We start from the raw sequence: 24,491 nt of genomic DNA, 5'->3' as shown, positions 1-24,491 counted from the left end.
CCCCCCCCTCGGAAACCGAAATCAGGCCTTGATTTCCTTAGCCGTGATCTGGTACTTGAAATCATCCGGCGCATAAGAATCAATCCGCCCCAATGCATTCTCAGCAACGGGATACATCAGGAAGCCCAACTGCGGCCCCTTGGCTCCAGGCAGGTTCACATCGTGCGCCGTGTTGTAGGCCATCCAGTTGCCTTCCCAGCCGCCAAACAGACTCTTCTTGACGGGAGCAACGATAGGGTTGGCCGCGTTCTTGATCCACTCCGAAGTTTCCTGGCGCATTACTTTGGCCACGTCCGCCGGATCCATACCCACCCAGCCGTAGCCCTTCAGATAAACCTCGGCACGGCAGTGCTGCGCACCCTTCAGGCTGGCGGAGTTGCCGCCCAGTTCCTTGTAGCCAAACGCACTGGGCGCCACGCGGATGCCATACACGTCGCGTGCTGGCACGCCTACAGCGCGGCACATGCCGACGTACAACGCGTTCAGGTCAGCGCACTTGCCACCCAGATTCTGCGTTTCCAGCATGCTCTTGATATCGCCTTCGCCGCAACCGCGCACCAGCGGGTTGCGGTAGGTATTGGTAACAATCCAGTCGTAGATGCGCTGGGCCTTTTCAACATCGGTCTTGGCGCCGCGGGTCGCATCCTTCGCTGTGTCCAGCACGATGCCATCGGTTGGCAGCAAATGGGTGGGCTGAGTCCAAACCTTGAGCGATTCAGCGTCTTCCGCTGCTGCAACTTTTTGCGACCAGTTTTGTGCGCGGCTCTTCGTCTGGATACGGCTGGTCAGCTCCACAAAGGGCTGGGCCAGGCCTTCGGCAAATTCTGCGTACAGCATGCGCGCGCCGGAACTTGGCTCGACCGCCAGTTTGGTGGCGCCATTGCTGGAGAAGCCGTTGATCGAGGAAATCTGCCAGTCGGTGTTAACGCTGGGAATGGGGAGCCAAACCTTGGTGACGCCCACCGGCTTGGTGATATCGACCCGGGTGGTGACCTCAAACGTGCGCCAGTCGCCGGGGATGGGCGCAAACTTGCGTTCCGCCGTATCGCCGGTTGCTGCAAAATTGATAGCTGGCCACGCACTACTGGCGAGCGCTACAGCCGTATTTGACAGAAATGTGCGGCGCGAAGCCTTACCTGGGCGCGACTGCCCGCTGGCGTGAACGGTTTTCATGAAGGGAACTCCGATTGGGTAAAAACAAGCGCGTACGGCGTCGAAAGGAGACCCCGATGTGGCGCGATGGCAAATTATGCGCTGCCCGCCGCTACCGGCGCTTCAGCGGCTGCTCTGGCAGCGGCTCCAATGTCCAGTCACCCGGCTCCGGCGGCGGCGGTGGAGGCTTGGCTGCACGGCCCTTGTCGATCCTGCCAGCGGTGAGCTTCGCGCTGAATTTCAGGCGTTTCAGGTCTTCCGGATTGGGGTTGTCCTGTGGGCTGAAACTGAAGCAGCACAACGTGCCGTAAACCTCTCCATCCTGCAGCACGATGGGCGTACTGATGTGCGTGCCAATCGGAAAGGGCAAATCTTTGGTCAGCGCTGCGGCCGCGGGCAATTTGGCGGTGTTGGCAATGTATTCGGGCAAACGGCCATCGACCACACGTTGACACCAGCTTGTCTCAAGCGGATCCGACTGGCCTGCGGCAATCACCGCATGACCGGGGCTCATCGCCACGCGCTTGAACAAACGGCGGGCTCCTGTGAATTCTGAAACGAACACCACGTCCATCTTCATATGGTCACGCAGCAAACCCAGCACTTGCTGCACAGAATCGTCAATCAGCTCATCAGCGTCATCTGCCGTTGCCACCAAAAGCTCGGACACTTTGACGGAAAGATCATCGGGTTTGTAATCGGGGTCGTACATGTCGTGAATGAATACGGCGAATAGATAGAAGACGTTTTTATACATGGGTTTGCATGGCCCTGTATATTCGGCGCCTTCCCCGGTTTCTCTGTGCCCGCTTTGCCCTCCCTTTCCCCCGCTGCAACCGCCCTCTCCCAACACGCCGTTGACGCCTTCGAGCGCGTGGTCGGCACGACCACAGGCTTTCGCATCCGCGCTGGCCAGCACGCCATGGCAGAAGCCGTGGCGCAGACGCTGGCGCAAGCCGATCTGGGTGAGCACACCAAACCCGCCAAAGCCATCGCCGTGATACAGGCTGGTACCGGCGTGGGCAAAAGCGCCGCCTATGCGTCCACGGCGATTGCGCTGGCACTGGAGCGCAAGACCCGGGTGCTGATTTCCACTGCCACTGTCGCGCTACAAGAGCAGTTGATGACCAAGGACTTGCCCGCGCTGTTGCAGAGCATGGACAAGCCCTTCGCGTTCGCGCTGGCCAAAGGGCGCGGGCGCTATGTCTGCAAGGTCAAACTGGAACGCCTGGTAGGGACAGGCGCAGCAGAGGATGACTTTTTTGAAGAGGAAACGGGTGTTGCCGTTCTAAGCTCGGCCACACAGGAAGCGCTCGAGGAGCGCCGCACCCGCATGCTGGAAACCATGGCGCACCAGCTCGCAGTGGGCCAATGGGATGGCGACCGTGACACGCTGGCGCAAGCGCCCGATCCTGCCGACTGGCAAACCGTAGCCGCCGAACGCCATACCTGCACCGCGCGCCATTGTCCGCGCTTTCGGGAATGCAGCTACTACCAGGCACGCAACCGGCTTGCAGAGGCAAATGTGATTGTCGCCAACCACGATCTGGTGCTGGCCTCACTGGGTATGAAGACGCTGCCCGACTTGGACAACTGTCTGGTGATCTTTGACGAAGGCCACCATTTGCCTGCAGTCGCGCTGGACCAGTTTTCGAGCGCGATGGATTTGAGCAACCTGCGCTGGCTGGACAAACTGCCCAAGACGCTGCAGGAAGTCGCCAGCAAACTGAACCTGCATATCGCCGAAGACGTACAAACCATCACCAGCCAGCTCAAGGGCACGCTGACGCAACTGGCGCGCATGGCGATGGATCTGGTGTGGGCCAGCACCGGCAAGAACGCAGTAGGCGGTGGCAATGACGGCACACTGCGCTTTGCGAATGGCGTGTTGCCCGAAGCGTTACACGAGCCCGCTGCGCAAATTCATTTGCAAGCCAGCGGTCTTTCCAAGGTATTGGAAACGCTGGGCGTGGATGTTAAAGCGCTGGCCAAGGAGGATCCATCGCAAGCCGTGCTGTGCGCGCAGCTTTACGCCAAGCTGGGTGGTCTGGCGCCAAGGCTGGGTAGCCTGGCCTCCACCAGCCAGTTACTGCAGGAGCACGGTGACCAGCCGTTGGCCAAATGGCTGCAGGCCGAAACGAACAACGGGTATCTCACGATGACCGCGCACGCCTGCCCCATCGTGCCGGGCGATTTGCTGCGCCAGTTCCTATGGAGCCAGGTGCGCGGCGCCATCGTTACCAGCGCGTCGCTGACCAGCTGCGGCAGCTTTGACTACTTTCTGGAAGAAGCGGGCCTATCGAACAAGCCTTACGTTACAGCGCAGGAAGTCAGCAGCCCGTTCAACTACACCCGCCAGGGCACACTGACCGTCGTGCAAACCAAGGCAGAACCCAAACAGGTAGAGGCCTACACACGCGAATTGGTTGCTGCGCTGATGGAGGACATTGAGCAGGTCAAACGGGGTGCACTGGTGCTGTTCACCTCGCGCGCGCAAATGCGTGCAGCGACCGAAGCGCTTCCGCTGCATCTGAGCGACATGGTGCTGGTGCAGGGCACGCAATCGCGCACGCGGCTGCTGGAGGCCCACACCGCGCGTGTTGAAAGTGGCATGCCTTCGGTGCTGTTCGGCCTGCAGTCGTTTGGCGAAGGTCTGGATTTGCCGGGCGCCTTGTGCGAAACCGTGTTCATCGCCAAGCTGCCGTTCGCGCCGCCCAGCGACCCGGTTGACGAAGCGCGCGCTGAATGGCTCAAGAGCGTGGGTCGTGACCCGTTCAACGAACTGGTGATCCCCGCTACCGGCATCAAGCTATTGCAGTGGACCGGCCGCGCGATCCGCACGGAAGAAGACCACGCACGGGTCATTTGCTACGACAAACGGCTGACCCAGACGGCCTATGGCAAACGCATGCTGGCTGGACTGCCGCCCTACAAGCTGGAAATTCGCAGCCTTTAAGCCGTGGTCTTTGCAATGCGACGAAAGTGCGCGGCCACGTGGCGCGCCGCATCGATGAAGCCCACGCCGTTGTAGGCCAAGGCTTCACGTGCAAACTGCTGTTGCACGATGGGTTGCACGCGGCGCAAACGGAACGACGGCACCTTGGGATACAGGTGGTGCTCAATCTGGTAATTCAGGCCACCAAAGAACCAGTCCATGGACTTCGGGTTGAGGACTGTGCGCGATGTCAGCGACTGGTGCTCCAGAAACGACCAGGATGCATCGCTGCGCACCAGCGGCATGCCGATGTGGTTCAGCCAGAACAGCGCTGCCAGATACGGGCCGAGGAAGAAAAGCGGCAGCACATACACCGCGGCCGCCCGAGAAAATTCCACATGGAGAACGAACACTGGCAGCCCAAACCAGAGGGCGACGTGCAATGCCAACGGAACCAGGTCTTTCCAGAAGCGAATGGGCTCTTTCAAAACGCCCCACTGCGACAAATGTCGCTGGCTGTGGGCGAAAAACAGCGACAGGAACCAGACATGCAAGTGCTGATGCCGTGTCAGAAAGCGGCCCAGTCCGCTCTTGGACTCGCGCGATTGCTCGGTCAATGACACCAGCAGACTCACATCCATGTCGGGGTCCAGTGCCTCATCCTGGCAATGCCGATGGTGCGCCTGGTGGCGGTTGTACCACTCGGTAAAGGCGAGTCCGGTTACCACGGTCATACAAAAGTGGCCTAGCGCGCCATTCCAAAACGCGTTTTGGTGGATGCTGCCATGCCCCGCGTCGTGCCCCAGAAAAGCAAACTGTGCCAGCACAAAGCAAATCGCCACAGAGCCCAGTAGTAGCCCAGGCCAGCCCGGCTGCAACCACGCAAATGCCAGACACAGCGCCAGCACTAGGGATAATGCAACCAGCTTGAGCCAGGCATGGATTTGCGCCGCATCGGCAATCCGCTGCGTTTGCATCTCCTGTTGCATGGCACTCCAGATAGATCGTGCCCGCTCAGGGGCTAAGGACGGTGAATGGTAGGTTTGCATCGCAAGTTCCAATGGATTCGTATGATGGAGAGCGCCGGGATTGTGCTGTTCTGCGCAGCGACAGTTCGTGCGTTTTACACCATTGGCCAACATGCCCCTACGCAGGCCGCGCTGCTGAGTAGCCTGTCAATCCCGCTGGCCTATTTTTGCGCCGACTTTTTGACCGGCTTGATTCACTGGGTGTGCGACTCTTTCGGAGATGCGGACACGCCAGTGTGGGGCCCCATGCTCGTCGGGCCGTTTCGGCGCCATCACCGCGATCCACTGGAGATCACCCGCATTTCGCTGGCAGAAAACCTGGGCGCGTCGGCCATTGCGGGTTTGCTGGCGCTGTGGCTTTTCTTTCCGGCCCAGCCTGGCGATTTAGGTGCAGGCTATTTGATGCTGCTGCACTTCTGGCTGTGGTTGCTCGTCTTTGCCGTGGTCTCCAACCTGTTCCACCGCTGGTCGCACATGCCGGTTGCGCGTAAGCCCCGCTGGATGCAGATACTGCAAAAGCGGCGTTTGCTATTGAACACACACGAACACCTGGTGCACCACCGCAAACCCTACCGGGTGAACTACTGCATCCTGAGCGGTTGGGCGAATCCCCTGAGCAACCGCGTGCCGTGGCAACGGGTGGAATCGGTATTGGCAACCGTTGGCATTCCAACGAACTTCGATTGAAAACGGATTGCGGCCCTAGCTGCGTTTGGCAGTGAAGGGAAATTTGAACTGTTTCCAGAAACCATTGGGCACATAGTCGCCCAACACGCCGTATTCGCTGGGCCAGGGCCGGTCTGACTTCACGGCAGTGCCAAACAAAGTGTCCAGAAATGCCAGTTGCCCTGCATAGTTGCGGTCCAGCGCCTCCTGGTCCTGCGAGTGGTGCCAGTGGTGGAAATTGGGCGTCACCACAACATGGCGCAAGGGCCCGAGCCGTGCGCTGACATTGGCATGGTTGAACACCGCCTGAAAGCCCACCAGCACGATGTAGACATCAATCACTTCCTTGGAGAAACCCAGCACGTAAATGGGCGCCAGAATCAGCGTGCGAGTAATCAACACCTCGCCCACATGAAGGCGCGAGCCGGCCAGCCAGTCCATGCTCTTGATGCTGTGGTGCACCGCGTGGAAACGCCACAGCCATGGAATCTCGTGGAACGCGCGATGCACCCAGTACTGGATGAGATCCGCCACCAACACGATCAGGAAAAGCTCGACCACAAACGGCAGATCCTTGACCCAGCTTTGCACGCCATCGCGCACTGCCCAGCCAAAGAACTTGTGCACCATCAGGTTGGTGGCCAACAGCACAAAACCCACCGCCAGGTGATTCACGATGAAGTGCTGGAAATCGGTTTGCCATTCTTTGCGAAAAACCGGCTGCTCTTTCTTGAGAGGAAACAGCTTTTCGATAAAGACGAAGATCAGCGTGGAGCCCAGCAAATCCAGCGCAAACCAGTCCAAGCCGATATAGGGTGTGTTGTCCGCAAAATCGTGAACCGGCACCTTGTGCCCGCCGAGCAAGGCTGCCAGCGTCACAAACGCAAACGCGGTCACCGATAACCAGCGCGCCCGGTTCCAAATCATATTGGCCAGCGCAATGCCGCCGCCCACCACCATGCCCCAGAACATCAGCGTACGGATCAGCTCCACATCGTAGGAGCGACGCAACTCAGGCGTGGTTAGGTATTGCGGGAAATGGAAAGCCAGTACGCCCAGCAGACACAGAATCCCCAGCGACAGCGCAATGACGCCGCTGACCATGCCAGTGCCTGCGCGCAACGCCCCGTGCGACTCGGTCAATTGGTTCAGCTTTTTCAGAGGCTTCAACGGTATCCATCCAAATAAGTTTGGGGTGTGCGCATTATGGGCGCGAGCTATTGAGCGGCATTCTTTCACGAAGCTCCAGCTCAAAACTTTGCAATATCCCCCATTTGGGGGATAGACGCGGCGATGGGGGCGCAGTACCTTTGATGGCCGGATTTGCAGTGCGAATCCCACTTTTTCAGGATATCGCCATGTTCAAATTCTCCAAACGCACAGCCGCTGCCACCCACACCGATGCCGGTGAGAGCGTGATGCACGCAGCCAACTCCAGCCAGGGCGCGCCAGATATTCAGCGTGAGTTGTTGCGCGTAGCCTTCAAGGACACGATGCGCAGCACGGGCGTACCGCCGGAGTGGCTGGACTGTGAAATACGTACGAAGCCTGGCCCAGCAGGTACCGAGCAGGTGGAAGTCCACCTGATCATGAAGCAGTGGAGCGGCCATTTGCTGCGCTACAGCTTGGCCTTTCAGAAACAGTTTGAGCAATGCATGGATCGCTACGAACCCATGGTCGATCACACAGGGCTGGAGTGGCTGTGGAAATATGCACCCCAGTGTGACTGCCCGTTTCCGAACATGCCTGCACCCGAAGAGTGGGCGCAAAAGCTGGAGGCCCGCAAGTTGTCCAGCGTCGCTGGCAAGGCTGTATCGACCGAGAAGAAAGACCGGCAGTTTGACCTGCGCGATGTCTTCTCGGACCTGAAGGCTTAGTTCAGATAGGCAGCGTAACGCTGCTTGATCGCCGCCATCGAGTCGTTGCTCAGCCGGTTGCCAAACTGGCTCACTACATCACCAGCAGCCTGATTGGCCAGCCACGCCGCTTGCGTGTGGTTGTGGCCTTGTGTGACGGCGTACAGGAAGGCGCCGGCAAACATGTCGCCCGCGCCATTGGTGTCCACCGCGGTGACCTTGGCGGCAGGCACTTCGGTTTGCGTGCCGTTTTCCAGCACGATGCAGCCTTTGGCGCTGCGGGTCAAACAGACCGTGGCCGCCAGTTGGCTCACCTTCCCGCAGATTTCGTTCAGGTCTTTGCTGCCGCACCAGACCTGCGCTTCTTCTTCGTTGCAAAACAGGTAATCCAGCTTGCCCGTTTCCGCGTTGCCCACCATGGCTTCCAGGCCAGGGCGGCAGAAGTTGATCATGCTCATGTCGGATAAGGTTGCTGCCAGCTTCACGCCCGCGTTGCGTGCGATCACACGGCCCTTGATGGCAGCGTCTGTACCGGTCGGCGAAGCGGCTAGGTAGCCTTCCATGTAATAGACCTTGGACGCGGCAATCGCGTCGGGGTTCAGCGCGGTGTGGTCAATGTCGGCGGTAGCCCCGAGGTAGGTGCTCATGCTGCGCTCAGCGTCGGGCGTGACCATCACCATGCAACTACCCGTGTGGCCTGCCGCGGTCTGCTTGCCGACCAGATTGCTGTCCACGCCATTGGCTTTCAAATCGTCGCGGTAGAAATGGCCCAGCTCGTCTTCGGCCACACGGCAGGAATAAAAGCCCTTGCCGCCCAGCTGGGCCAGCGCGACGACGGTGTTGCCAGCGGAGCCGCCACCGGTGCGGCGGGAGTGCTTGCCCTCTACGGCATTGAGCAAATAGGCTTTGCGCTCGGCATCGATCAGCGTCATATGGCGCTTCTCCACGCCCATGGCTTGTAGTTGTGCGTCGGTGACTTCGTATTCGGAGTCCACCAGGGCGTTGCCAATGGCGTAGAGGTCGTATTTTTTCATGACCCCGAGAGTTTAATCGCGTCGGGCGACGCAATCTAAACGGTTGGGGTCAGAGCACATCGCTCACGCGAGTGGTCTGACCCCATGTATCAGGATTCCACAAACGCACGCTCAACGACGTAATCGCCGGGCGTTGTGGTACTGCCTTCTTTGAAACCACGGGCATTGAGCAATTCGCGCATGTCCTTGTTCAGCGCCGGGCTGCCGCAGATCATGATGCGGTCGCGTTCGGGGTCGAGCTTGGGCAGGCCCAGATCGGCTTCCAGCTTGCCGCTGGCGATCAGATCGGTGGCACGGCCGCGGTTCTTGAAAGGCTCGCGTGTAACGCTGGGGTAATACAGCAACTGCTCCTTGACCACATCACCCAGGTACTCATGCGCGGGCAGGTCGATGTTGATGAAATCCGCATAGGCCAACTCATTGACCTCGCGCACGCCATGGAACAGGATGACCTTTTCGTACTTCTCGTAGGTTGCGGGGTCGCGGATCAGACACAGGAAGGGAGCCAGGCCAGTGCCGGTGCCAATGAGGTACAGGTTCTTGCCTGGCAGCAGGTAGTCGATCAGCAACGTGCCGGTGGGCTTCTTTCCCACGACGATCTTGTCGCCCACTTTGATGTGTTGCAGCTTGGACGTCAGCGGGCCATCCGGCACTTTGATGCTGAAAAATTCCAGATGTTCTTCGTAGTTCGCGCTGACGATGCTGTAGGCGCGCAGCAGCGGTTTGCCGTTTTCCTGGCGCAGGCCAATCATCGTGAAATGCCCGTTGGAGAAGCGCAGCGCGGTGTCACGCGTCGTGGTGAAGCTGAACAGGCGGTCTGTCCAGTGGTGAACGCTTAAAACGGTTTCTTCCAGAAATGCACTCATGGGGGCCTTGGTTGGGATCTATCGACGCAGACCCATAGTTTAAAACCTGGCACTGTGTCTTGCGGGCATAAGGATATGGCTGCTGGTTATTTCGAGAAATCAGTTCTGCCTATTTCTGCGATCATTGAGACATGTCAAACGCTTCTTCCGCTGCCCCCCTGCTGGTGGCCTGTCTATGCGCGCAGTGGTGTGGCGCCTGCCGCGAGTACCAGCCGCTGTTTGACTCACTGCAAAAGGAATTTCCCCAAGCCGTTTTCCACTGGGTAGACATTGAAGACGAGGCTGACCTGGTCGACCCGATAGAGGTAGAAAACTTTCCTACGCTGCTGATCGCACACGGCGGACAAGCCCGCTTCTTCGGCACCGTAACGCCGCATCTGGAAACTTTGCGTCGGCTGCTGCAGGCGCAATCGGATGGTGGTCAGGCTGCGCTGCCCGACCCTCACATTCAGGCACTAAATCAGCGTCTAAGCCGCATTGAACGTGCGTGAGCAGCTACTGATTCAGTAGCAATCCACGCCAGCCGATCACAGCTTTTCAGTGACCCAGGCCTGCACGCTGGCCAGTGCCGCGGGCAGTTTGGCAGGCTCGGTACCACCGGCCATCGCCATGTCAGGCTTGCCGCCGCCCTTGCCGCCGACTTGCGCCGCGACATGGTTCACGAGTTCGCCGGCCTTGACGCGCGCAAAAGTGTCCGCGGTCACGCCCACGGCGATCTGCACCTTGCCCCCATCCACGCTGGCCAGCACGACCACCGCGGTCTTGAGTTTGTCTTTGAGCTTGGTGGCGGTTTCGCGCAGCGTATTCGCATCGGCACCGTCCAGCGCCGCAACGACCAGCTTGACGCCCTTGACGTCCAGCGCCTGCGCAGCGAGTTCGTCGCCTTGCGCCGAAGCCAGCTTGCCCTTGAGCGCGGAGACCTCCTTCTCCAGCGCCTTGACCTGGTCCAGCACGCCGTGCAGCTTGTTGCTGAATTCCGCCACGGGCGCCTTCATCGCAGCAGCACCGGAAGCCACGGTGGCTTCCAGGTCCTGCAAATAGGCCAGTGCGTTGGCACCGGTCACGGCTTCCACGCGACGCACGCCAGCGGCCACACCGCCTTCAGCCACGATCTTGAAAACGCCGATATCACCGGTGCGGCCCACGTGGGTACCGCCGCACAGCTCGCGGCTCGTGCCAATATCCAACACGCGCACGGTCTCACCGTACTTCTCGCCGAACAGCATCATCGCGCCGGTCTTCTGGGCCGACTCAATGTCCATCACGCGCGCTAGCGCTGCGACGTTGCTCAGGATTTCGGCATTGACACGGTTTTCAATCTCGCGGATCTGCGCATCGGTGACCGGTGCGTTGTGCATGAAGTCAAAACGCGTGCGATCAGCGTTCACCAGCGAGCCCTTTTGCTGCACATGGTCGCCCAGCACTTCGCGCAAGGCTTTGTGCATCAGATGGGTGGCCGAGTGGTTGCGGATGGTGGCAGTGCGCTTGGCGGTGTCTACCTGGGCGGTCACCGCGTCGCCGACTTTCAGCGTGCCGGTCTTCACCGTGCCGTGGTGTCCAAACACATCGGCCTTGATCTTTTGCGTGTCGCCCACTTCGAACAGATTGGCACCCGCGGAAATCTCACCTTCGTCACCCACCTGCCCGCCGCTCTCGGAATAAAACGGCGTGGTTTCCAGCACCACAACGCCTTGCTGACCCGCATTTAGGGCGGCAACTGGCGTCCCGTCTGCGTAGAGCGCTACGATTTTGGTAGCTTGCGTCAGGTGGTCGTAGCCAACAAAAGTGTTGCCCGCGCCGGTGTACTCCAGCGCCTTGTCCATCTTGAACTTGCCGGCAGCACGGCCCGCGGCCTTCTGCTTGTCCATCGCGGCCTGGAAACCGGCTTCGTCGACGGTCACATCGTTTTCACGGGCCACGTCGTTGGTCAGGTCCAGCGGGAAACCATAGGTGTCGTGCAGCTTGAATGCCACGTCGCCGGGCAGTGTCTTCACGCCGCCAGCCAGTGCTTCGTCCAGAATCTGCATGCCGGTCGCCAGCGTTTCAAAGAAGCGCTCTTCTTCCACGCGCAGCACTTCGGTGATGCGTGCTTCCTGGTTCGCCAAATTGGGATAGGCCGCACCCATCACCTTGACCAAGTCTTTCACCAGCTTGTGAAAGAACGGCGTCTTCTTGCCCAGCTTGTAACCGTGGCGGATTGCGCGGCGGATGATGCGACGCTGCACGTAGCCGCGGCCTTCGTTGCTCGGGATCACGCCGTCGCTGACCAGGAAGGCGGTGGCGCGAATGTGGTCAGCGATCACGCGCAGGCTCTTGTTGTTCAGATCGGTGCAACCGGTTTCACGGGCAGCTGCCTTGATCAGCACATCGAACAGGTCGATCTCGTAATTGCTGTGCACATGCTGCAGGATCGCAGCCAGGCGCTCCAGGCCCATGCCGGTGTCCACGCAGGGCGCGGGCAGTTTATTCAGGCTGCCGTCGGGCTGCATGTCAAACTGCATGAACACGTGGTTCCAGATTTCGATGAAACGGTCACCGTCTTCGCCCGGGCTGCCTGGGGGGCCTCCGGGGATGTGGTCACCGTGGTCGTAGAAGATCTCGGAGCACGGGCCGCACGGACCCGTATCCGCCATCATCCAGAAGTTGTCGGACGCGTATTTCTTGCCCTTGTTGTCGCCAATGCGGATCACGCGCTCAGGCGGCAGGCCAATCTCTTTCGTCCAGATGTCATAGGCTTCCTGGTCGTCGATATAGACGGTGGCGGTCAGCTTCTCGGGCGGCAGCTTGTAGACCGTGGTCAGCAGTTCCCAGCCCCACTTCAGCGAATCGCGCTTGAAGTAGTCGCCAAAGCTCCAGTTGCCCAGCATCTCGAAGAAGGTGTGGTGGCGCGCGGTGTAGCCCACGTTTTCCAGATCGTTGTGTTTGCCGCCAGCGCGCAGACAGGCTTGCACGGATGCGGCGCGAACGTAGGAACGTTTGTCGGTACCGAGAAACACGTCCTTGAACTGCACCATGCCGGAGTTGGTGAACATCAGCGTCGGGTCGTTGCCCGGCACCAGCGGGCTGCTGGCGACCACGGTGTGGCCCTTGGAGGCGAAGAAGTCGAGGAACGATTTGCGAATGTCAGCGACACTCATTACAGACTGGGTCATGTCAGGGCTACTCTGGCAGGGTTCAAACAAGCCTCATATTATCGCCTGAGGACCCAGGCCCAGCGCGGCGGCCTGGGCTACCCTTTACTTGGTGATCTGGTACTTCGCGAGGATTCCCGCCAATCTGCCATTGGATTGCAGTTTTTGAATGGTTGAATCCATGGCAGTGATCAGTTCTGCCGCGTGCGGATGCTTGCGACTCACACCGAACTGCAGCGGATACCGCTCGGTCTCCGGCAACGCCTCAATACGGTACAGCCCGGTTTCCATGGGCAACATGCGCAAGGCGACAAAGCCCATCAACACTTCCCGCATGTCCACGACCACATCGCAATACCCGCGGTCCACTTTGCCCAGCAGACCGGTATAGGACGGAGTTCCGGTGTCGATACTTCCTGCGGGGAGCTTCGTGTAATTGGTGGAGGCATTGGCCAATGCGCAGACTTTGTAGCGCGAAAGGTCGGCAAGCCGCTTGATGGGCGGTGCTGTGAACCGGCGCTGGTCATACAAATAGGCCGGGTTCAGACTCAAATACGGTCTGGTGAACAGGAACTGCTGCTCGCGCTCCGGGTTGCGCAGCAGCGACATCACGATGTCGAAACCGCGGTTTTCCTGGGCTTCGAGCAGGCACCGTCCCCACGGCCTGAGCGAAACGGCAAAGTCTGGTCGGTCCGCAAATGCCATTCGGAGAATGTCGACGGATATGCCCTGTGGTTGGTCGGAATCGCCCGCGATGTACGACATGGGGGGCCAGTTGTTGTCGCCGCCGCAAGCCCGAAGGCTTTGCGCCCAAGTTACAGTGGCCATTGGTGCACAGCACAAAATGATGGCGATGGAGACGGCCCGCATAAGGCACATCCTACGCCATGCAGAAGTCGCGTGAGCGCTACCATTCCAAGTGGAGCTACAAGCCTATTCGGGAGCGGCGCCGTTCGCACTGCGAAAATCCATTACGCTGCTGCAATTAGCCCGTACAACTCGAAATTCAGGTGACCCCATGGACATGAAGACATCCCCCCTCGCGCTTTTGAATGACCCCAGCCTGCTGAAGACCGATGGTTTCATCAACGGCCAATGGTTCAAAGGTGCATCTCGCTTTGACGTCAATGACCCTGCCAGCGGCATCAAGCTGGCCGACGTGGCCAACCTGGGGCCGCAGGACGCTGAAGCCGCGATTGCCGCCGCCAACAAAGCCTGGCCCGCCTGGCGCGCCAAAACCGGCAAAGAGCGCAGCACCATTCTGCGCAAGTGGTTCGACCTGTTGATGGCCAACCAGGAAGACCTGGGCCGCTTGATGACCGCCGAGCAAGGCAAACCGTTTTCAGAAGCCAAGGGCGAAGTCGCCTACGGGGCCAGCTTTGTGGAGTGGTTTGCCGAAGAAGCCAAGCGCGTTAACGGCGAGACCCTTCCGCAGTTCGACAACAACCGCCGCCTGATGGTGATCAAGCAGCCGATCGGCGTCTGCGCAGCCATTACGCCCTGGAACTTCCCGCTGGCGATGATCACCCGCAAGGTCGCGCCCGCGCTGGCCGCTGGCTGCCCGGTCGTCATCAAGCCCGCGGAGCTGACACCGCTGACCGCCTTGGCCGCTGCCGAGCTGGCGCTGCGCGCGGGCATTCCGGCGGGCGTGCTCAACGTTCTGAGCGCCGACAGCGCCAACTCGATTGCGATTGGCAAGGTCATCTGCGCCAGCGACGTGGTGCGCCACATCAGCTTCACTGGCTCCACCGAAGTCGGCCGCATCCTGATGGCGCAAAGTGCACCCACCATCAAGAAAATGTCGCTGGAACTGGGCGGCAACGCGCCCTTCATCGTGTTTGACGACGCCGACATCGACAGCGCCGTCGAAGGCGCGTTCGCCAGCAAATACCGCAACGCCGGCCAGACCTGCGTCTGCACCAATCGCTTCTATGTGCAGGAAGGTGTTTACGACCAGTTCGTGGAAAAGTTTGCCGCCAAGGTCAAGACTGCCAAAGTTGGCAACGGTTTTGAAGATGGCGTGAACCAGGGCCCTTTGATTGAAGACGCTGCCGTCGACAAGGTTGAGCGCCATGTCAAGGACGCCATTGCCAAGGGCGGCCGCGTGCTGGTCGGCGGCCATCGTCTGACGTCCGTCGGCAAACAGTTCTTCGAGCCCACCGTCGTGGCCGAAGCAACCGCCGACATGCTGTGCGCTAAGGAAGAAACCTTTGGCCCGTTCGCCCCGGTCTTCAAGTTCAAGACCGAGCAGGAAGCGATTGACGCGGCGAATGACACCGAGTTTGGCTTGGCCAGCTATTTCTACAGTCGCGACATCGGCCGCATCTACCGCGTCGGCGAAGCGCTGGAATACGGCATGGTGGGCGTCAACGTCGGCATTCTGGCGACAGAGCATGTGCCGTTTGGCGGCATGAAGCAATCGGGTCTGGGCCGCGAAGGCTCACACTTTGGCATGGACGACTATGTGGAGATCAAGTATCTCTGCATTGGGGATATCCTGAAATAAGATAGGCCCAGCTGGGCGCAAGACCGACAAGGCGCGTCCGGCAGAATTAATCTGCCATTCCTCGGGGAGGGGATTTCATGGGCCTACACACCACTTGGCCGCGTACGCGGCACTCATTACAGTTTCAACTGGCGCTAGCGGCTGCGCTGCTGCTGGGCATGGCCCTGCCGGGCTCTGCGCAGACAACGCAAGCCCTGCCAAGCACTGCGATTGCTGCGCCGGTGCCACTGGAAAACTTCTTTCAGAATCCCGGTGTCGGCGCAGTCCAGCTGTCGCCGGACGGAAAATATCTGGGTATGCTGGTCGCCATCAAAGGCGGCCGAATGCAACTGGCGGTCATGGAGATTGGCGGCAGCACGTCCAAGATCATTGGCGCCTTTCCGGATGCAGACGTCGTGTCCTTCATGTGGGTCAGCAGTGACCGCCTGGTCATGAGCACCACTGATCTGCAACTAGCCTACGGAGAAAAACTCCTTTTGCCTGGCTTGTATGCGGTCAACCGCGACGGCAGTCTCCCTCGTGTGCTGATTAACAGTGTGCAACGCACGCTTAACCGCACCCCCTCGCTGACCTGGAATCACCAACTGCATACGGTGCGCCCACTGTTATTTCCCAATGAAGTCTTTGTCACCCGGTTCGATCCCAAACCACCGCACCACGCACGGGCGCTGCTGCGCCTGAATACGCTGACTGGCGCCTACGAAAAAGTGAGTCGCGAAGACGCCAATGAGCGTGGATGGTTGGTTGGGCGAGATGGGGTTCCCCGCATCTCGGTAACAGTGGTCAAGGACACAGAGACTGTGTACTTCCATGATCCGGCGACCAAGGAATGGCGCCAGATCGCACATTTCAATAGCTACGCGCCAGAAGCCTTCGACATAGTGGCCTACGACACCGATGGCACGCTGTATGTCAGCGCTCGCCTGGGTGTCGACAAAAAGACTTTGTATAAATTCGACTTGGCCAACAACCGAATCGATCCCGCACCGCTGGCTTCGCTGCAGAACTACGACCTCAATCCCCAGTTTGTCTATACAGACCAGCGCATCGTCGGTGTACGCTATCTCGGGAAGGCGCCAGGCACGCATTGGTTCGATGCGGGCTGGAAAGACATTCAGGCATCCATCAATGCGCTGCTGCCATCCACTGTCAACCAACTGGTCATATCGCCTGACCCGCAGGCCAAATACTTGGTCGTGCATTCTGGCTCTGACGTGCAACCGCCTACGTTTTATCTGTACGACATCAGCAAACGCACGCTGGCACTCATCGGCAAGGCACTACCCAACATCGACCCCGACCGAATGGCAGAAACCGAGCAGGTGCGCTACAAGGCGCGCGACGGTCTGGAGATTCCGGCCTACTTGACACTGCCGCAAGGTGTCCCGGCCAAAAATCTTCCTCTGGTGGTGCTGGTGCACGGTGGCCCGTATACGCGTGGTGCCAACTGGATGTGGGAACCGCAAAGCCAGTTCCTGGCCTCACGCGGCTATGCCGTGCTGCAACCCGAGTTCCGTGGCAGCACCGGTTATGGCGCCAAGCACTTCACCGCCGGCTGGAAACAGTGGGGACTGTCCATGCAGGACGATGTCACTGACGGTACACGCTGGCTGATCGATCAAGGCATCGCCGACCCCAAACGCATCTGCATCATGGGCGCCAGCTACGGCGGTTATGCAACGCTGATGGGGCTGATACGCGAACCAGCGCTGTACCGCTGCGGCGTAGAGTGGGCGGGCGTAACCGACATCGAAATGCTGTACACGGTGTCCTGGAGCGACGCCAGCGACGAGACCCGGCTCTACTTCCTGCCCAAGCTGGTGGGGGACCGCGAGCGCGATGCCAAGCAATTGCAGGAAACTTCCCCTATCGCCCAAGCCGCGCGCATCACCCAGCCACTGCTAATGGCCTATGGCGAGTCCGACCGGCGCGTGCCCATCATCCACGGAACCAGTTTGCGAGATGCGTTGCAGGGCCATAACAAGCGGGTCGAGTGGATCAGCTATCCCAATGAAGGCCACGGCTGGTCATTGGTCAGCAACCGCGTCGATTTCTGGAGCCGGGTTGAGACCTTCTTGGATCGCAATATCGGTGCGGCTGCAAGCGCGCAACCCCAGCCCGTTAAGTAGCGGCAGCTCTCCACGCACCCTTTGGCCTCCCACAGAGGCCATTTTTTTCAACTATTTGCATGTTCAAGCAATAATTGCCTAGGCAATATATAATTGCGGCAACTATGTCAAAACCAGCACCCAAAACTAGCGCCGAGGCCAGCACAGAACCAAAGGCCTTCTATCGCGCGGAGACCTACAACCCCGAGGAAAGCCTGGGCTATCTGATGCGCCAGATCCTGAGCCACGTCACGCAACAGGTTGAGCAGCAACTCTCCCACACCGACCTGACTGACGCGCAGTGGAAGCCGCTATACAAGCTCTATATGGGCAACGCCTCCACCGTGGCCGAGCTGGCGCGCGAATGTCTGCTGGACGGCGGAGCGATGACGCGCACGCTGGACCGGCTGGAAGCCAAAGACCTGTGCCGCCGCGTGCGCTCCGAGCAAGACCGCCGTGTCGTCAACATTGCGCTGACCGATGCTGGCCGCATCGCTGCCGCCGAGATTCCGCATGTGCTGAGCAGCGTGCAAAACGCGAATCTGCGCGGCTTCAGTGTCGAGGAATTTGAAACCCTGAAAGGCTTTTTGCAGCGGATTCTGGTGAACGCCAAGGACAACAGCAAAGAAGCCACCCCAACACCCACTACTGGAAAATCCAATGCCAGCTAACGCAACCACCCCCCACGCCCTGCGGCTCACCCTCAGCGCACTCGCGCTGGCCACACTGGCCGCCTGCGCCAGCTATACCAATGAAGCGACCAAGGGCCAGATGCTGGACGAGGCCGCTGTCGGCCTGTCCGGCTCGGCCGCCAAGATTGACGCCGAATGGTGGCACGGCTTTGGCGACGCGCAGCTCGACACGCTGGTCACCCAAGCCCTAGCCAATAACCCCACCATCAAAGTCGCACAAGCCCGCTTGGCCCGCGTGCAAGCTGGCTACGACAACGTGCGCGGCAATGATTCGCCCACGCTGGGCGTTGGTGCCGATCTGACGCACCAGAAGTTCTCCAGCAACTTCATTTACCCGCCTCCTCTGGGCGGCGCGATTCTGGACACCGGTACCGTGCAGGCCAATGCCAGTTGGGAGCTGGACCTGTTTGGCAAAAACCGCACCGCGCTGGAATCCGCGATTGGCCAGGTGCGCGCGGCAGAGGCGGATGCGCAAGCCGCCCGCATGCTGCTGGCCAGCAACGTGGCACGCAGCTATTTCCAGTGGGCGCGTATCAACGCCCAACTGGACGTGGCGCAGCGCACGCTGGACCAGCGTGAACAATCCAAGAAGTTGGTGCAGGACCGCCTGACCGCGGGCCTGGATACGCAACTGGAACTGCAACAAAGCGAAGGCTCCCTGCCCGATGCGCGCCTGCAAATCGAGCAATTGAAGGAACAGCAGACGCTGACGCTGAATGCACTCGCCGCTCTGACAGGACAGCAAAAAGTGCCGCTGGCGCTCGCCCCACCTGCACAAGGCACTATCAAAAACGTAGCAAATGCCACGAACATCCCAATCGACTTGCTCGGTCGACGTGCCGATATCGTTGCTGCGCGCTGGCGTGTAGAGGCGGCCACACAGGATGTTGGCAATGCCAAAACCCTGTTCTATCCGAACATCAACCTCACCGCCTTTGCCGGCTTTCAGAGCATTGGCTTTGACAAGCTGATCCAGAGCGGCAGCCAGCAATGGGGCGTGGGCCCTGCGATTCGCCTGCCTATTTTTGAAGGCGGAAAATTGCGCGCCAACCTGCGCAGCAAATCAGCCGACCTGAGCGCTGCCATTGAGACTTACAACGCGACAGTGGTTGACGCTGTACGCGATGTGGCAGACCAACTCACGTCCAGCCAGGCCATCGCCCGCCAACAGGCCGAGCAAGCCAGCGCACAAGCGTCGGCTGAAACGGCCTACTCCATTGCTTTGCAACGCTACAAGGCAGGCCTGGGGACTTACCTGAACGTGCTGTCCGCTGAAACCAGCGTGCTGGCGCAACGCCGCCAGGGCGTTGACCTTGCAGCCCGCGCGCTGGACACCCAAGTGCAGCTAATTCGTGCGCTCGGTGGTGGCTACACCGCCAGCCACTCCTGATCCGCTTTTTTACCGAATTCACCAAACATTCAAGCCGAGTAACCACCATGAACACTCCAGTGAACAACACCCCAGCCGCTTCCGCTCCTAACCCCGCCCGCAAGAAGGCCTTGACCGTCATCAGCATCGTTGTGCTGCTGGGTCTGGCCTATGGCGGTTTTGAATGGTTCATTAACCGCCACCACGAAGAGACCGACAACGCCTACGTGCAAGGCAACGTGATCCAGATCACACCGCAAATCGGCGGCACTGTAACCGGCATCCTGGCGGACGACACCGACTTTGTGAAAGCCGGTTCTCCACTGGTGCAACTGGACCCAGCCGATGCCAAAGTCGCACTCGATCAGGCAGAAGCCAATCTCGCGCAAACCGTCCGCCAGGTTCGCACGCTGTACGCCAACAACGGCAGCCTGACCGCGCAAATCACTTTGCGTGAAGCCGACATGGCCCGCGCGCAGACCGACATCGCCCGCGCAACGGACGACCTGAACCGCCGCCAGTCGCTGGTTGGCAACGGCGCTGTGTCCAAGGAAGAACTGAACCACACCCAATCCCAACTGGCCGTCGCGCAAAACGCGCTGTCCGCTGCCAAGGCCGGTGTTGCAGCCGCCCGTGAACAGCTTGCCAGCAACCAGGCGCTGACCGATGGCACTTCCATTGAGGGGCACCCCAGCGTTCTCGCTGCCGCCGCCAAAGTGCGCGAGGCATATCTGGCCGCACACCGCGCCGCGCTGCTGGCGCCGGTGGACGGCTACATTGCCAAGCGCACAGTGCAACTGGGCCAACGTGTGGCCGCGGGCACACCGTTGATGTCGCTGATTGCGCTGAATCAGTTGTGGGTCGATGCCAACTTCAAGGAAGTGCAACTGCGCAATATCCGCATCGGCCAGCCCGTGATGCTGACTGCCGACCTGTACGGCAAGAAGGTCGAATACAAAGGTACGGTCGCCGGTCTGGGCGCTGGCACTGGCGCTGCGTTCGCACTGCTGCCAGCGCAAAACGCCACTGGCAACTGGATCAAGGTGGTGCAGCGCGTACCCGTGCGCGTAGCGCTCGACCCCGCTGAACTCGCCAAGAACCCGTTGCGTGTGGGTCTGTCGATGGAAGCTACGGTAGACATTACCGACCAGAGCGGACACGCGCTGTCGGATGCGCCTCAAGCCTCCTCCAGCGTGCAGACACAAGTGTTTGGTGCCATCGACAAGGATGCGAACGCCGAAGTGCGCAAGATCATCATCGCCAATGCTCCGCGCATGGTGCGCGCTGATACAGCCGTCAAAGCTGGCGGCTGATCACCGGCCTCCAACATGAGCACTACCGCTTATATTCCGCCGGCTCCGCTGCAAGGGTCGGCCCGCATGTGGGGCACGATAGCCCTGTCGGCGGCTACCTTCATGAACGTGCTGGACTCGTCCATCGCGAACGTGTCACTACCGGCAATTGCCGGCGACCTGGGCGTCAGTCCCAACCAGGGCACTTGGGTCATTACCAGCTTTGGCGTGGCCAATGCGATTTCGCTGCCGCTCACCGGATGGCTGTCACAGCGCTTCGGTCAGGTACGCCTGTTCACGATGAGCGTGCTGTTGTTCGTGTTGAGTTCATGGATGTGCGGCCTCGCGCCCAACATGACCACGCTGATTGCCTTTCGCGCACTGCAGGGCTTTGTCGCCGGGCCAATGATGCCGCTGGCGCAGACGCTGCTGTTGTCGAGTTATCCGCCGGCGATGGCGGGCATGGCGATGGCCTTGTGGGCAATGACCACGCTGGTCGCGCCGGTGATGGGGCCACTATTGGGTGGCTGGATTACCGACCACACCCACTGGGGCTGGATCTTCTATATCAACATCCCCGTGGGCATCATGGCCGCGTTCATCACGTGGACGATCTTCCACAAGCGTGAAACACCCACCAAACAGCTGCCTATCGACAAGGTAGGCCTGGCGTTGCTGGTGGTTGCCGTGGCGTCCCTGCAGATCATGCTGGACAAGGGCCACGAGCAGGATTGGTTCCATTCGCCGGAAGTGATGGCACTGGGTATCGCGTCGCTGATCGGCTTTGCGTTCTTCATAGCATGGGAGTTGACCGACGACCACCCGGTGGTGGACCTGAAGCTGCTGGCCAAACGCAACTTCTGGACAGGCACGGTGGCGATGGCGGTGGCCTACAGCTTGTTCATGGGCAACCTCGTGCTGCTACCGCTGTGGCTGCAACAGTTCATGGGCTACACCTCCACGCAGGCCGGGATGCTGATGGCACCGGTGGGGCTGTTCGCGATCATCCTGTCGCCGTTAGTGGGCAAGAACATTTCCAAGTTCGACCCGCGTTCGCTGACGACGTTTGCCTTCGTGGTGTTTGCGCTTGTGCTGTACATGCGCTCGAACTTCAACACCCAGGCCGACTTCGGCACCATCATGATTCCGACGATCATCCAGGGCGTGGCTGTGGCGTTCTTCTTCATCCCGCTGACCAGCATCATTCTGGGTGGCTTGCCGCCGGAGAAGATTCCGTCTGCATCGGGCTTGTCTAGTTTCGCGCGGATGGTGGGCGGCTCGTTCGGCACCTCAATTGCGATCACGATCTGGCAAGACCGTGCAGCGCTGCACCACGCACAACTGGCGGAGCTGGTCAACCGAGGCAGCATTGCCACCAACAGTGCGATGGCAGGCTTCAACGCCGCTGGCATGAGCGTGGAGCAAGGCTTGGCCAACATCAACCGCATGGTGGATCAGCAGGCTTACATGCTCGCGGCCAACGATGTGTTCTGGGGTTCGTCACTGATCTTCCTCGGATTGATTCCGTTGGTGTGGCTAGCACGCCCTGCGCGCGCGGGTGCGCCGGGTGGTGCAGCCGCCGCTGCGGACGCAGCAGCAGGAGCGCACTAATCAAGCGATGGTCATGGCGCTATCATCGACGCCATGACCCCTTCTCATCTCAGCGAAGAGCTGCAAGCCAAGCTTTTGCAAGCTGCACGCGCAGCTCTTTCCCAAGCCTACGCGCCCTATTCCAAATTTCGTGTCGGCGCCGCAATACTGGACGACCAGGGCCGCATCCATGCAGGTTGCAATGTGGAAAACGCGGCCTACCCGGAAGGTGTTTGTGCCGAGGGCGGCGCACTGAGCGCGATGGTGTTGGCGGGCAGCACGCGCGCTAAAGCCGTGTTGGTGGTAGGAACCGGCGGCACATGGATTACCCCATGCGGTGGCTGCCGCCAAAAGCTGCGCGAGTTCTGCGCGCTGGATACGCCCATCCTGACCGCGAGCGAAACGGCGATGGGCCCCAGCTACAGACTGGAGCAATTGCTGCCGCAAAGTTTTGGGCCAGAAGACCTCAGCTGAGGCACCGCAGTTCTTCGCCGGCATACCGAGTCGGTTGTACGATCTCCTCTCCACGCGATGCATAATCGGCCCAGGATGAAAGCCCGATGAATCGAAGCAAACCCAGATCACTGACCACGGATTTGGTGAAGGCCTTGGGCGACCGCATTCGCGATGGCAGCTTCGCCGCCGGCGACAAGCTGCCCCGTGAAACCGACTTGATGACCGAATACGGCATCAGCCGCACCGTGGTTCGCGAAGCCATCTCCCGTCTGCAAGCCGCCGACATGGTGGAGACGCGCCACGGCATAGGGACCTTCGCGGTCGGCATGGGCAGCCCGGGCACCTTCCGCATCGGGCCCGACCAGGTTGCCACACTGCAGGACGTGATCCAGGTGCTGGAGTTGCGCATTGCAGTGGAGATAGAAAGTGCAGGCCTTGCAGCTGCACGACGCACCGAACCCAACCTGAATGCCATGCGCTCGGCCTTGGACACCTTTGCCGCTGCGGTGGACGCGGGACGCGATGCCGTCGGACCAGATTTCCAGTTTCATCTGGAAATAGCCCGTGCGACCCAGAACCACCATTTCGCCGAACTGATGGGCACACTCGGTGGAACGATGATTCCACGTGCACGCCTGGAGGCTGCGCAACCCGTCACCGAGGAACTGCGTAGCTACCTGCGGCGCGTTAATCTGGAACATGAAGGCATCTTCGATGCCATCACACGGCAGGACGCCGACGCAGCGCGCGCGGCGATGCGCACCCATCTGACCAATAGCCGCGAGCGGCGGCGCAAATTGCTGGCGAGCTGAATCAAGGGTTTTCCCTATATTTCAGTAAAACGCCAAGAGGTACGATGTCTTATCTCTAAACCAGACGCACGCCGCCATGACACCCAACGAACTCAAACACGCCCTCTCCTCGGGACTGCTGTCTTTCCCGATCACAGACTTTGACGGTGACCTGAACTTCGACCCACGCTCCTATGCGGCGCGGCTGGAATGGCTGATGCCCTATGGCGCGACGGTCTTGTTTGCAGCTGGCGGCACCGGCGAGTTCTTCTCGCTGGAAACACAGGAGTACGCCCGGATCATCAAGGTGGCCTGTGATACCTGCGGCAGCCGCACGCCGATCGTCGGCGGCGCTGGTGGCGGCACGCGGGTGGCGATTCAATACGCACAGGCTGCCGAACGCAATGGCGCAGCCGGCGTATTGCTGCTGCCCCACTACCTGATCGAGGCCACCCAGGAGGGCCTGATTGCGCATGTCGAGGCGGTCTGCAAGAGCGTCAGGATCGGGGTCATCGTCTATAACCGAGGCGCCTGCAAACTGACAGCACCATCGCTGGAGATTCTTGCCAGCCGTTGCCCGAATCTGATTGGCTTCAAGGACGGCCTGGGCGATATCGAACGCATCGTTCAGATCCGCCAGCGCTTGGGCGACCGCTTCGTTTACATCGGCGGTATGCCCACGCACGAGGTCTACGCCAACGCCTACAAAGCCTTGGGCGTGCCAACCTATTCGTCAGCGGTATTCAACTTCATCCCCAAGACCGCGATCGATTTCTACAACGCCTACGCCAGCGGCGACCAGGCCACCGTCAGCCGCCTGATCAATGACTTCTTCCTGCCCTACCTGGACATACGCAACAAGGGTGAGGGCTACGCAGTCAGCATCGTGAAGGCCGGCGCCACCATCGTCGGCCACGGCGCCGGCTCGGTGCGCCCCCCCATTTCAAATCTGAAACCCGAAGAGGTTGAGCAACTCAGCGCACTGATCCAGCGTCTGGGCCCCCAGTAATTCCCGTTAC

Annotated in this window: 21 protein-coding genes; 13 read left to right on the top strand and 8 right to left on the bottom strand. The window is 60.1% G+C overall.

What is annotated here, in order from left to right; all coding sequences use genetic code 11:
- Positions 1-21: 21 nt before the first annotated feature.
- Together AC1DV6_RS10950 and AC1DV6_RS10945 are read right to left on the bottom strand one after the other, a co-directional pair.
- Positions 22-1,173: a transglutaminase-like domain-containing protein gene (locus AC1DV6_RS10950; protein ID WP_477977500.1), complete on the bottom strand. Its 1,152-nt coding sequence runs from the start codon at positions 1,171-1,173 to the stop codon at positions 22-24.
- Between the two features lie 91 nt (positions 1,174-1,264).
- A complete protein-coding gene (locus tag AC1DV6_RS10945) occupies positions 1,265-1,909 on the bottom strand; it encodes a GAF domain-containing protein (protein WP_477977499.1) in 645 nt (214 codons plus the stop codon).
- 54 nt (positions 1,910-1,963) lie between these two features.
- Here AC1DV6_RS10945 and dinG point away from each other — a divergent pair, with 54 nt between their 5' ends.
- Complete coding sequence (dinG, locus tag AC1DV6_RS10940; protein WP_477977498.1) at positions 1,964-4,108, top strand: ATP-dependent DNA helicase DinG; 2,145 nt, start codon at positions 1,964-1,966, stop codon at positions 4,106-4,108.
- Here dinG and AC1DV6_RS10935 read toward each other — a convergent pair.
- Entirely contained in the window at positions 4,105-5,076 is a 972-nt protein-coding gene (locus AC1DV6_RS10935; protein WP_477977497.1) for a fatty acid desaturase family protein, read from the bottom strand. The two genes, dinG and AC1DV6_RS10935, sit on opposite strands and share 4 nt — an antisense overlap.
- Positions 5,077-5,121: 45 nt before the next feature.
- Here AC1DV6_RS10935 and AC1DV6_RS10930 point away from each other — a divergent pair, with 45 nt between their 5' ends.
- On the top strand, positions 5,122-5,802 hold the full coding sequence (locus AC1DV6_RS10930; protein WP_477977496.1) for a fatty acid desaturase CarF family protein: 681 nt from the start codon (positions 5,122-5,124) through the stop codon (positions 5,800-5,802).
- A gap of 15 nt (positions 5,803-5,817) precedes the next feature.
- Here the strand turns inward: AC1DV6_RS10930 and AC1DV6_RS10925 are convergent, their stop codons facing one another.
- Positions 5,818-6,885: a sterol desaturase family protein gene (locus AC1DV6_RS10925; protein ID WP_477977683.1), complete on the bottom strand. Its 1,068-nt coding sequence runs from the start codon at positions 6,883-6,885 to the stop codon at positions 5,818-5,820.
- A 254-nt stretch (positions 6,886-7,139) separates the two neighbouring features.
- On the opposite strand from AC1DV6_RS10925, the gene AC1DV6_RS10920 reads away from it, so the two are divergent.
- The gene (locus AC1DV6_RS10920) at positions 7,140-7,658 is read left to right on the top strand and encodes a hypothetical protein (protein WP_477977495.1); all 519 of its coding nucleotides are present in this window, start codon (positions 7,140-7,142) and stop codon (positions 7,656-7,658) included.
- On the opposite strand, the gene AC1DV6_RS10915 is transcribed toward AC1DV6_RS10920, so the two are convergent.
- Together AC1DV6_RS10915 and AC1DV6_RS10910 are read right to left on the bottom strand one after the other, a co-directional pair.
- Complete coding sequence (locus tag AC1DV6_RS10915; protein WP_477977494.1) at positions 7,655-8,671, bottom strand: adenosine kinase; 1,017 nt, start codon at positions 8,669-8,671, stop codon at positions 7,655-7,657. The two genes, AC1DV6_RS10920 and AC1DV6_RS10915, sit on opposite strands and share 4 nt — an antisense overlap.
- A gap of 89 nt (positions 8,672-8,760) precedes the next feature.
- Positions 8,761-9,537 carry a ferredoxin--NADP reductase gene (locus tag AC1DV6_RS10910; protein WP_477977493.1) on the bottom strand — a complete coding sequence of 259 codons (777 nt, stop codon included), beginning with the start codon at positions 9,535-9,537 and terminating at the stop codon, positions 8,761-8,763.
- Between the two features lie 131 nt (positions 9,538-9,668).
- Between AC1DV6_RS10910 and AC1DV6_RS10905 the strand changes: the two genes are divergently transcribed.
- Positions 9,669-10,028 (top strand): thioredoxin family protein, encoded by a 360-nt coding sequence (locus tag AC1DV6_RS10905; RefSeq protein WP_477977492.1) that lies wholly within the window; start codon positions 9,669-9,671, stop codon positions 10,026-10,028.
- 36 nt (positions 10,029-10,064) lie between these two features.
- On the opposite strand, the gene alaS is transcribed toward AC1DV6_RS10905, so the two are convergent.
- Together alaS and AC1DV6_RS10895 are read right to left on the bottom strand one after the other, a co-directional pair.
- Positions 10,065-12,689, bottom strand: a complete 2,625-nt coding sequence (gene alaS / locus AC1DV6_RS10900) for an alanine--tRNA ligase (RefSeq protein ID WP_477977491.1) — start codon at positions 12,687-12,689, stop codon at positions 10,065-10,067.
- An 84-nt stretch (positions 12,690-12,773) separates the two neighbouring features.
- The gene (locus AC1DV6_RS10895) at positions 12,774-13,538 is read right to left on the bottom strand and encodes a substrate-binding periplasmic protein (protein ID WP_477977490.1); all 765 of its coding nucleotides are present in this window, start codon (positions 13,536-13,538) and stop codon (positions 12,774-12,776) included.
- A gap of 148 nt (positions 13,539-13,686) precedes the next feature.
- On the opposite strand from AC1DV6_RS10895, the gene AC1DV6_RS10890 reads away from it, so the two are divergent.
- The 9 genes from AC1DV6_RS10890 (at position 13,687) to kdgD (ending at position 24,481) form a co-directional block, all read left to right on the top strand.
- Positions 13,687-15,174, top strand: coding sequence for an NAD-dependent succinate-semialdehyde dehydrogenase (locus AC1DV6_RS10890; RefSeq protein ID WP_477977489.1), 1,488 nt, complete (start codon positions 13,687-13,689; stop codon positions 15,172-15,174).
- A gap of 77 nt (positions 15,175-15,251) precedes the next feature.
- The gene (locus AC1DV6_RS10885; protein WP_477977488.1) at positions 15,252-17,303 is read left to right on the top strand and encodes a S9 family peptidase; all 2,052 of its coding nucleotides are present in this window, start codon (positions 15,252-15,254) and stop codon (positions 17,301-17,303) included.
- Positions 17,304-17,407: 104 nt separating this feature from the next.
- The gene (locus AC1DV6_RS10880; protein ID WP_477977487.1) at positions 17,408-17,953 is read left to right on the top strand and encodes a MarR family winged helix-turn-helix transcriptional regulator; all 546 of its coding nucleotides are present in this window, start codon (positions 17,408-17,410) and stop codon (positions 17,951-17,953) included.
- Entirely contained in the window at positions 17,943-19,364 is a 1,422-nt protein-coding gene (locus AC1DV6_RS10875) for an efflux transporter outer membrane subunit (RefSeq protein WP_477977486.1), read from the top strand. Before AC1DV6_RS10880 ends, AC1DV6_RS10875 begins: the two co-directional genes overlap by 11 nt.
- Positions 19,365-19,411: 47 nt before the next feature.
- Positions 19,412-20,656, top strand: a complete 1,245-nt coding sequence (locus tag AC1DV6_RS10870; protein WP_477977485.1) for an EmrA/EmrK family multidrug efflux transporter periplasmic adaptor subunit — start codon at positions 19,412-19,414, stop codon at positions 20,654-20,656.
- A gap of 15 nt (positions 20,657-20,671) precedes the next feature.
- The gene (locus tag AC1DV6_RS10865) at positions 20,672-22,246 is read left to right on the top strand and encodes a DHA2 family efflux MFS transporter permease subunit (protein WP_477977484.1); all 1,575 of its coding nucleotides are present in this window, start codon (positions 20,672-20,674) and stop codon (positions 22,244-22,246) included.
- Between the two features lie 33 nt (positions 22,247-22,279).
- Positions 22,280-22,699 (top strand): cytidine deaminase, encoded by a 420-nt coding sequence (gene cdd, locus AC1DV6_RS10860; RefSeq protein WP_477977483.1) that lies wholly within the window; start codon positions 22,280-22,282, stop codon positions 22,697-22,699.
- An 86-nt stretch (positions 22,700-22,785) separates the two neighbouring features.
- Positions 22,786-23,493 (top strand): FadR/GntR family transcriptional regulator, encoded by a 708-nt coding sequence (locus tag AC1DV6_RS10855; RefSeq protein ID WP_477977482.1) that lies wholly within the window; start codon positions 22,786-22,788, stop codon positions 23,491-23,493.
- Between the two features lie 76 nt (positions 23,494-23,569).
- A complete protein-coding gene (gene kdgD, locus AC1DV6_RS10850; protein ID WP_477977481.1) occupies positions 23,570-24,481 on the top strand; it encodes a 5-dehydro-4-deoxyglucarate dehydratase in 912 nt (303 codons plus the stop codon).
- Positions 24,482-24,491 lie beyond the last annotated feature (10 nt).

It is taken from the genome of Rhodoferax sp. P2_H8_2, from assembly GCF_056403235.1.
The sequence above is the reverse complement of the archived record's forward strand: the minus strand, read 5'-3'. Positions and strand labels throughout refer to the sequence as shown.

Bases quoted from the DNA above. Each gene is read 5' to 3' on its own strand.
- AC1DV6_RS10950 (WP_477977500.1), bottom strand. From the start codon at position 1,173: ATGAAAACCGTTCACGCCAGCGGGCAGTCGCGCCCAGGTAAGGCTTCG.
- AC1DV6_RS10945 (WP_477977499.1), bottom strand. From the start codon at position 1,909: ATGTATAAAAACGTCTTCTATCTATTCGCCGTATTCATTCACGACATG.
- AC1DV6_RS10935 (WP_477977497.1), bottom strand. From the start codon at position 5,076: ATGCAACAGGAGATGCAAACGCAGCGGATTGCCGATGCGGCGCAAATC.
- AC1DV6_RS10930 (WP_477977496.1), top strand. From the start codon at position 5,122: ATGGTAGGTTTGCATCGCAAGTTCCAATGGATTCGTATGATGGAGAGC.
- AC1DV6_RS10925 (WP_477977683.1), bottom strand. From the start codon at position 6,885: ATGGTCAGCGGCGTCATTGCGCTGTCGCTGGGGATTCTGTGTCTGCTG.
- AC1DV6_RS10920 (WP_477977495.1), top strand. From the start codon at position 7,140: ATGTTCAAATTCTCCAAACGCACAGCCGCTGCCACCCACACCGATGCC.
- AC1DV6_RS10915 (WP_477977494.1), bottom strand. From the start codon at position 8,671: ATGAAAAAATACGACCTCTACGCCATTGGCAACGCCCTGGTGGACTCC.
- AC1DV6_RS10910 (WP_477977493.1), bottom strand. From the start codon at position 9,537: ATGAGTGCATTTCTGGAAGAAACCGTTTTAAGCGTTCACCACTGGACA.
- AC1DV6_RS10905 (WP_477977492.1), top strand. From the start codon at position 9,669: ATGTCAAACGCTTCTTCCGCTGCCCCCCTGCTGGTGGCCTGTCTATGC.
- alaS (WP_477977491.1), bottom strand. From the start codon at position 12,689: ATGACCCAGTCTGTAATGAGTGTCGCTGACATTCGCAAATCGTTCCTC.
- AC1DV6_RS10895 (WP_477977490.1), bottom strand. From the start codon at position 13,538: ATGCGGGCCGTCTCCATCGCCATCATTTTGTGCTGTGCACCAATGGCC.
- AC1DV6_RS10890 (WP_477977489.1), top strand. From the start codon at position 13,687: ATGGACATGAAGACATCCCCCCTCGCGCTTTTGAATGACCCCAGCCTG.
- AC1DV6_RS10885 (WP_477977488.1), top strand. From the start codon at position 15,252: ATGGGCCTACACACCACTTGGCCGCGTACGCGGCACTCATTACAGTTT.
- AC1DV6_RS10880 (WP_477977487.1), top strand. From the start codon at position 17,408: ATGTCAAAACCAGCACCCAAAACTAGCGCCGAGGCCAGCACAGAACCA.
- AC1DV6_RS10875 (WP_477977486.1), top strand. From the start codon at position 17,943: ATGCCAGCTAACGCAACCACCCCCCACGCCCTGCGGCTCACCCTCAGC.
- AC1DV6_RS10870 (WP_477977485.1), top strand. From the start codon at position 19,412: ATGAACACTCCAGTGAACAACACCCCAGCCGCTTCCGCTCCTAACCCC.
- AC1DV6_RS10865 (WP_477977484.1), top strand. From the start codon at position 20,672: ATGAGCACTACCGCTTATATTCCGCCGGCTCCGCTGCAAGGGTCGGCC.
- cdd (WP_477977483.1), top strand. From the start codon at position 22,280: ATGACCCCTTCTCATCTCAGCGAAGAGCTGCAAGCCAAGCTTTTGCAA.
- AC1DV6_RS10855 (WP_477977482.1), top strand. From the start codon at position 22,786: ATGAATCGAAGCAAACCCAGATCACTGACCACGGATTTGGTGAAGGCC.
- kdgD (WP_477977481.1), top strand. From the start codon at position 23,570: ATGACACCCAACGAACTCAAACACGCCCTCTCCTCGGGACTGCTGTCT.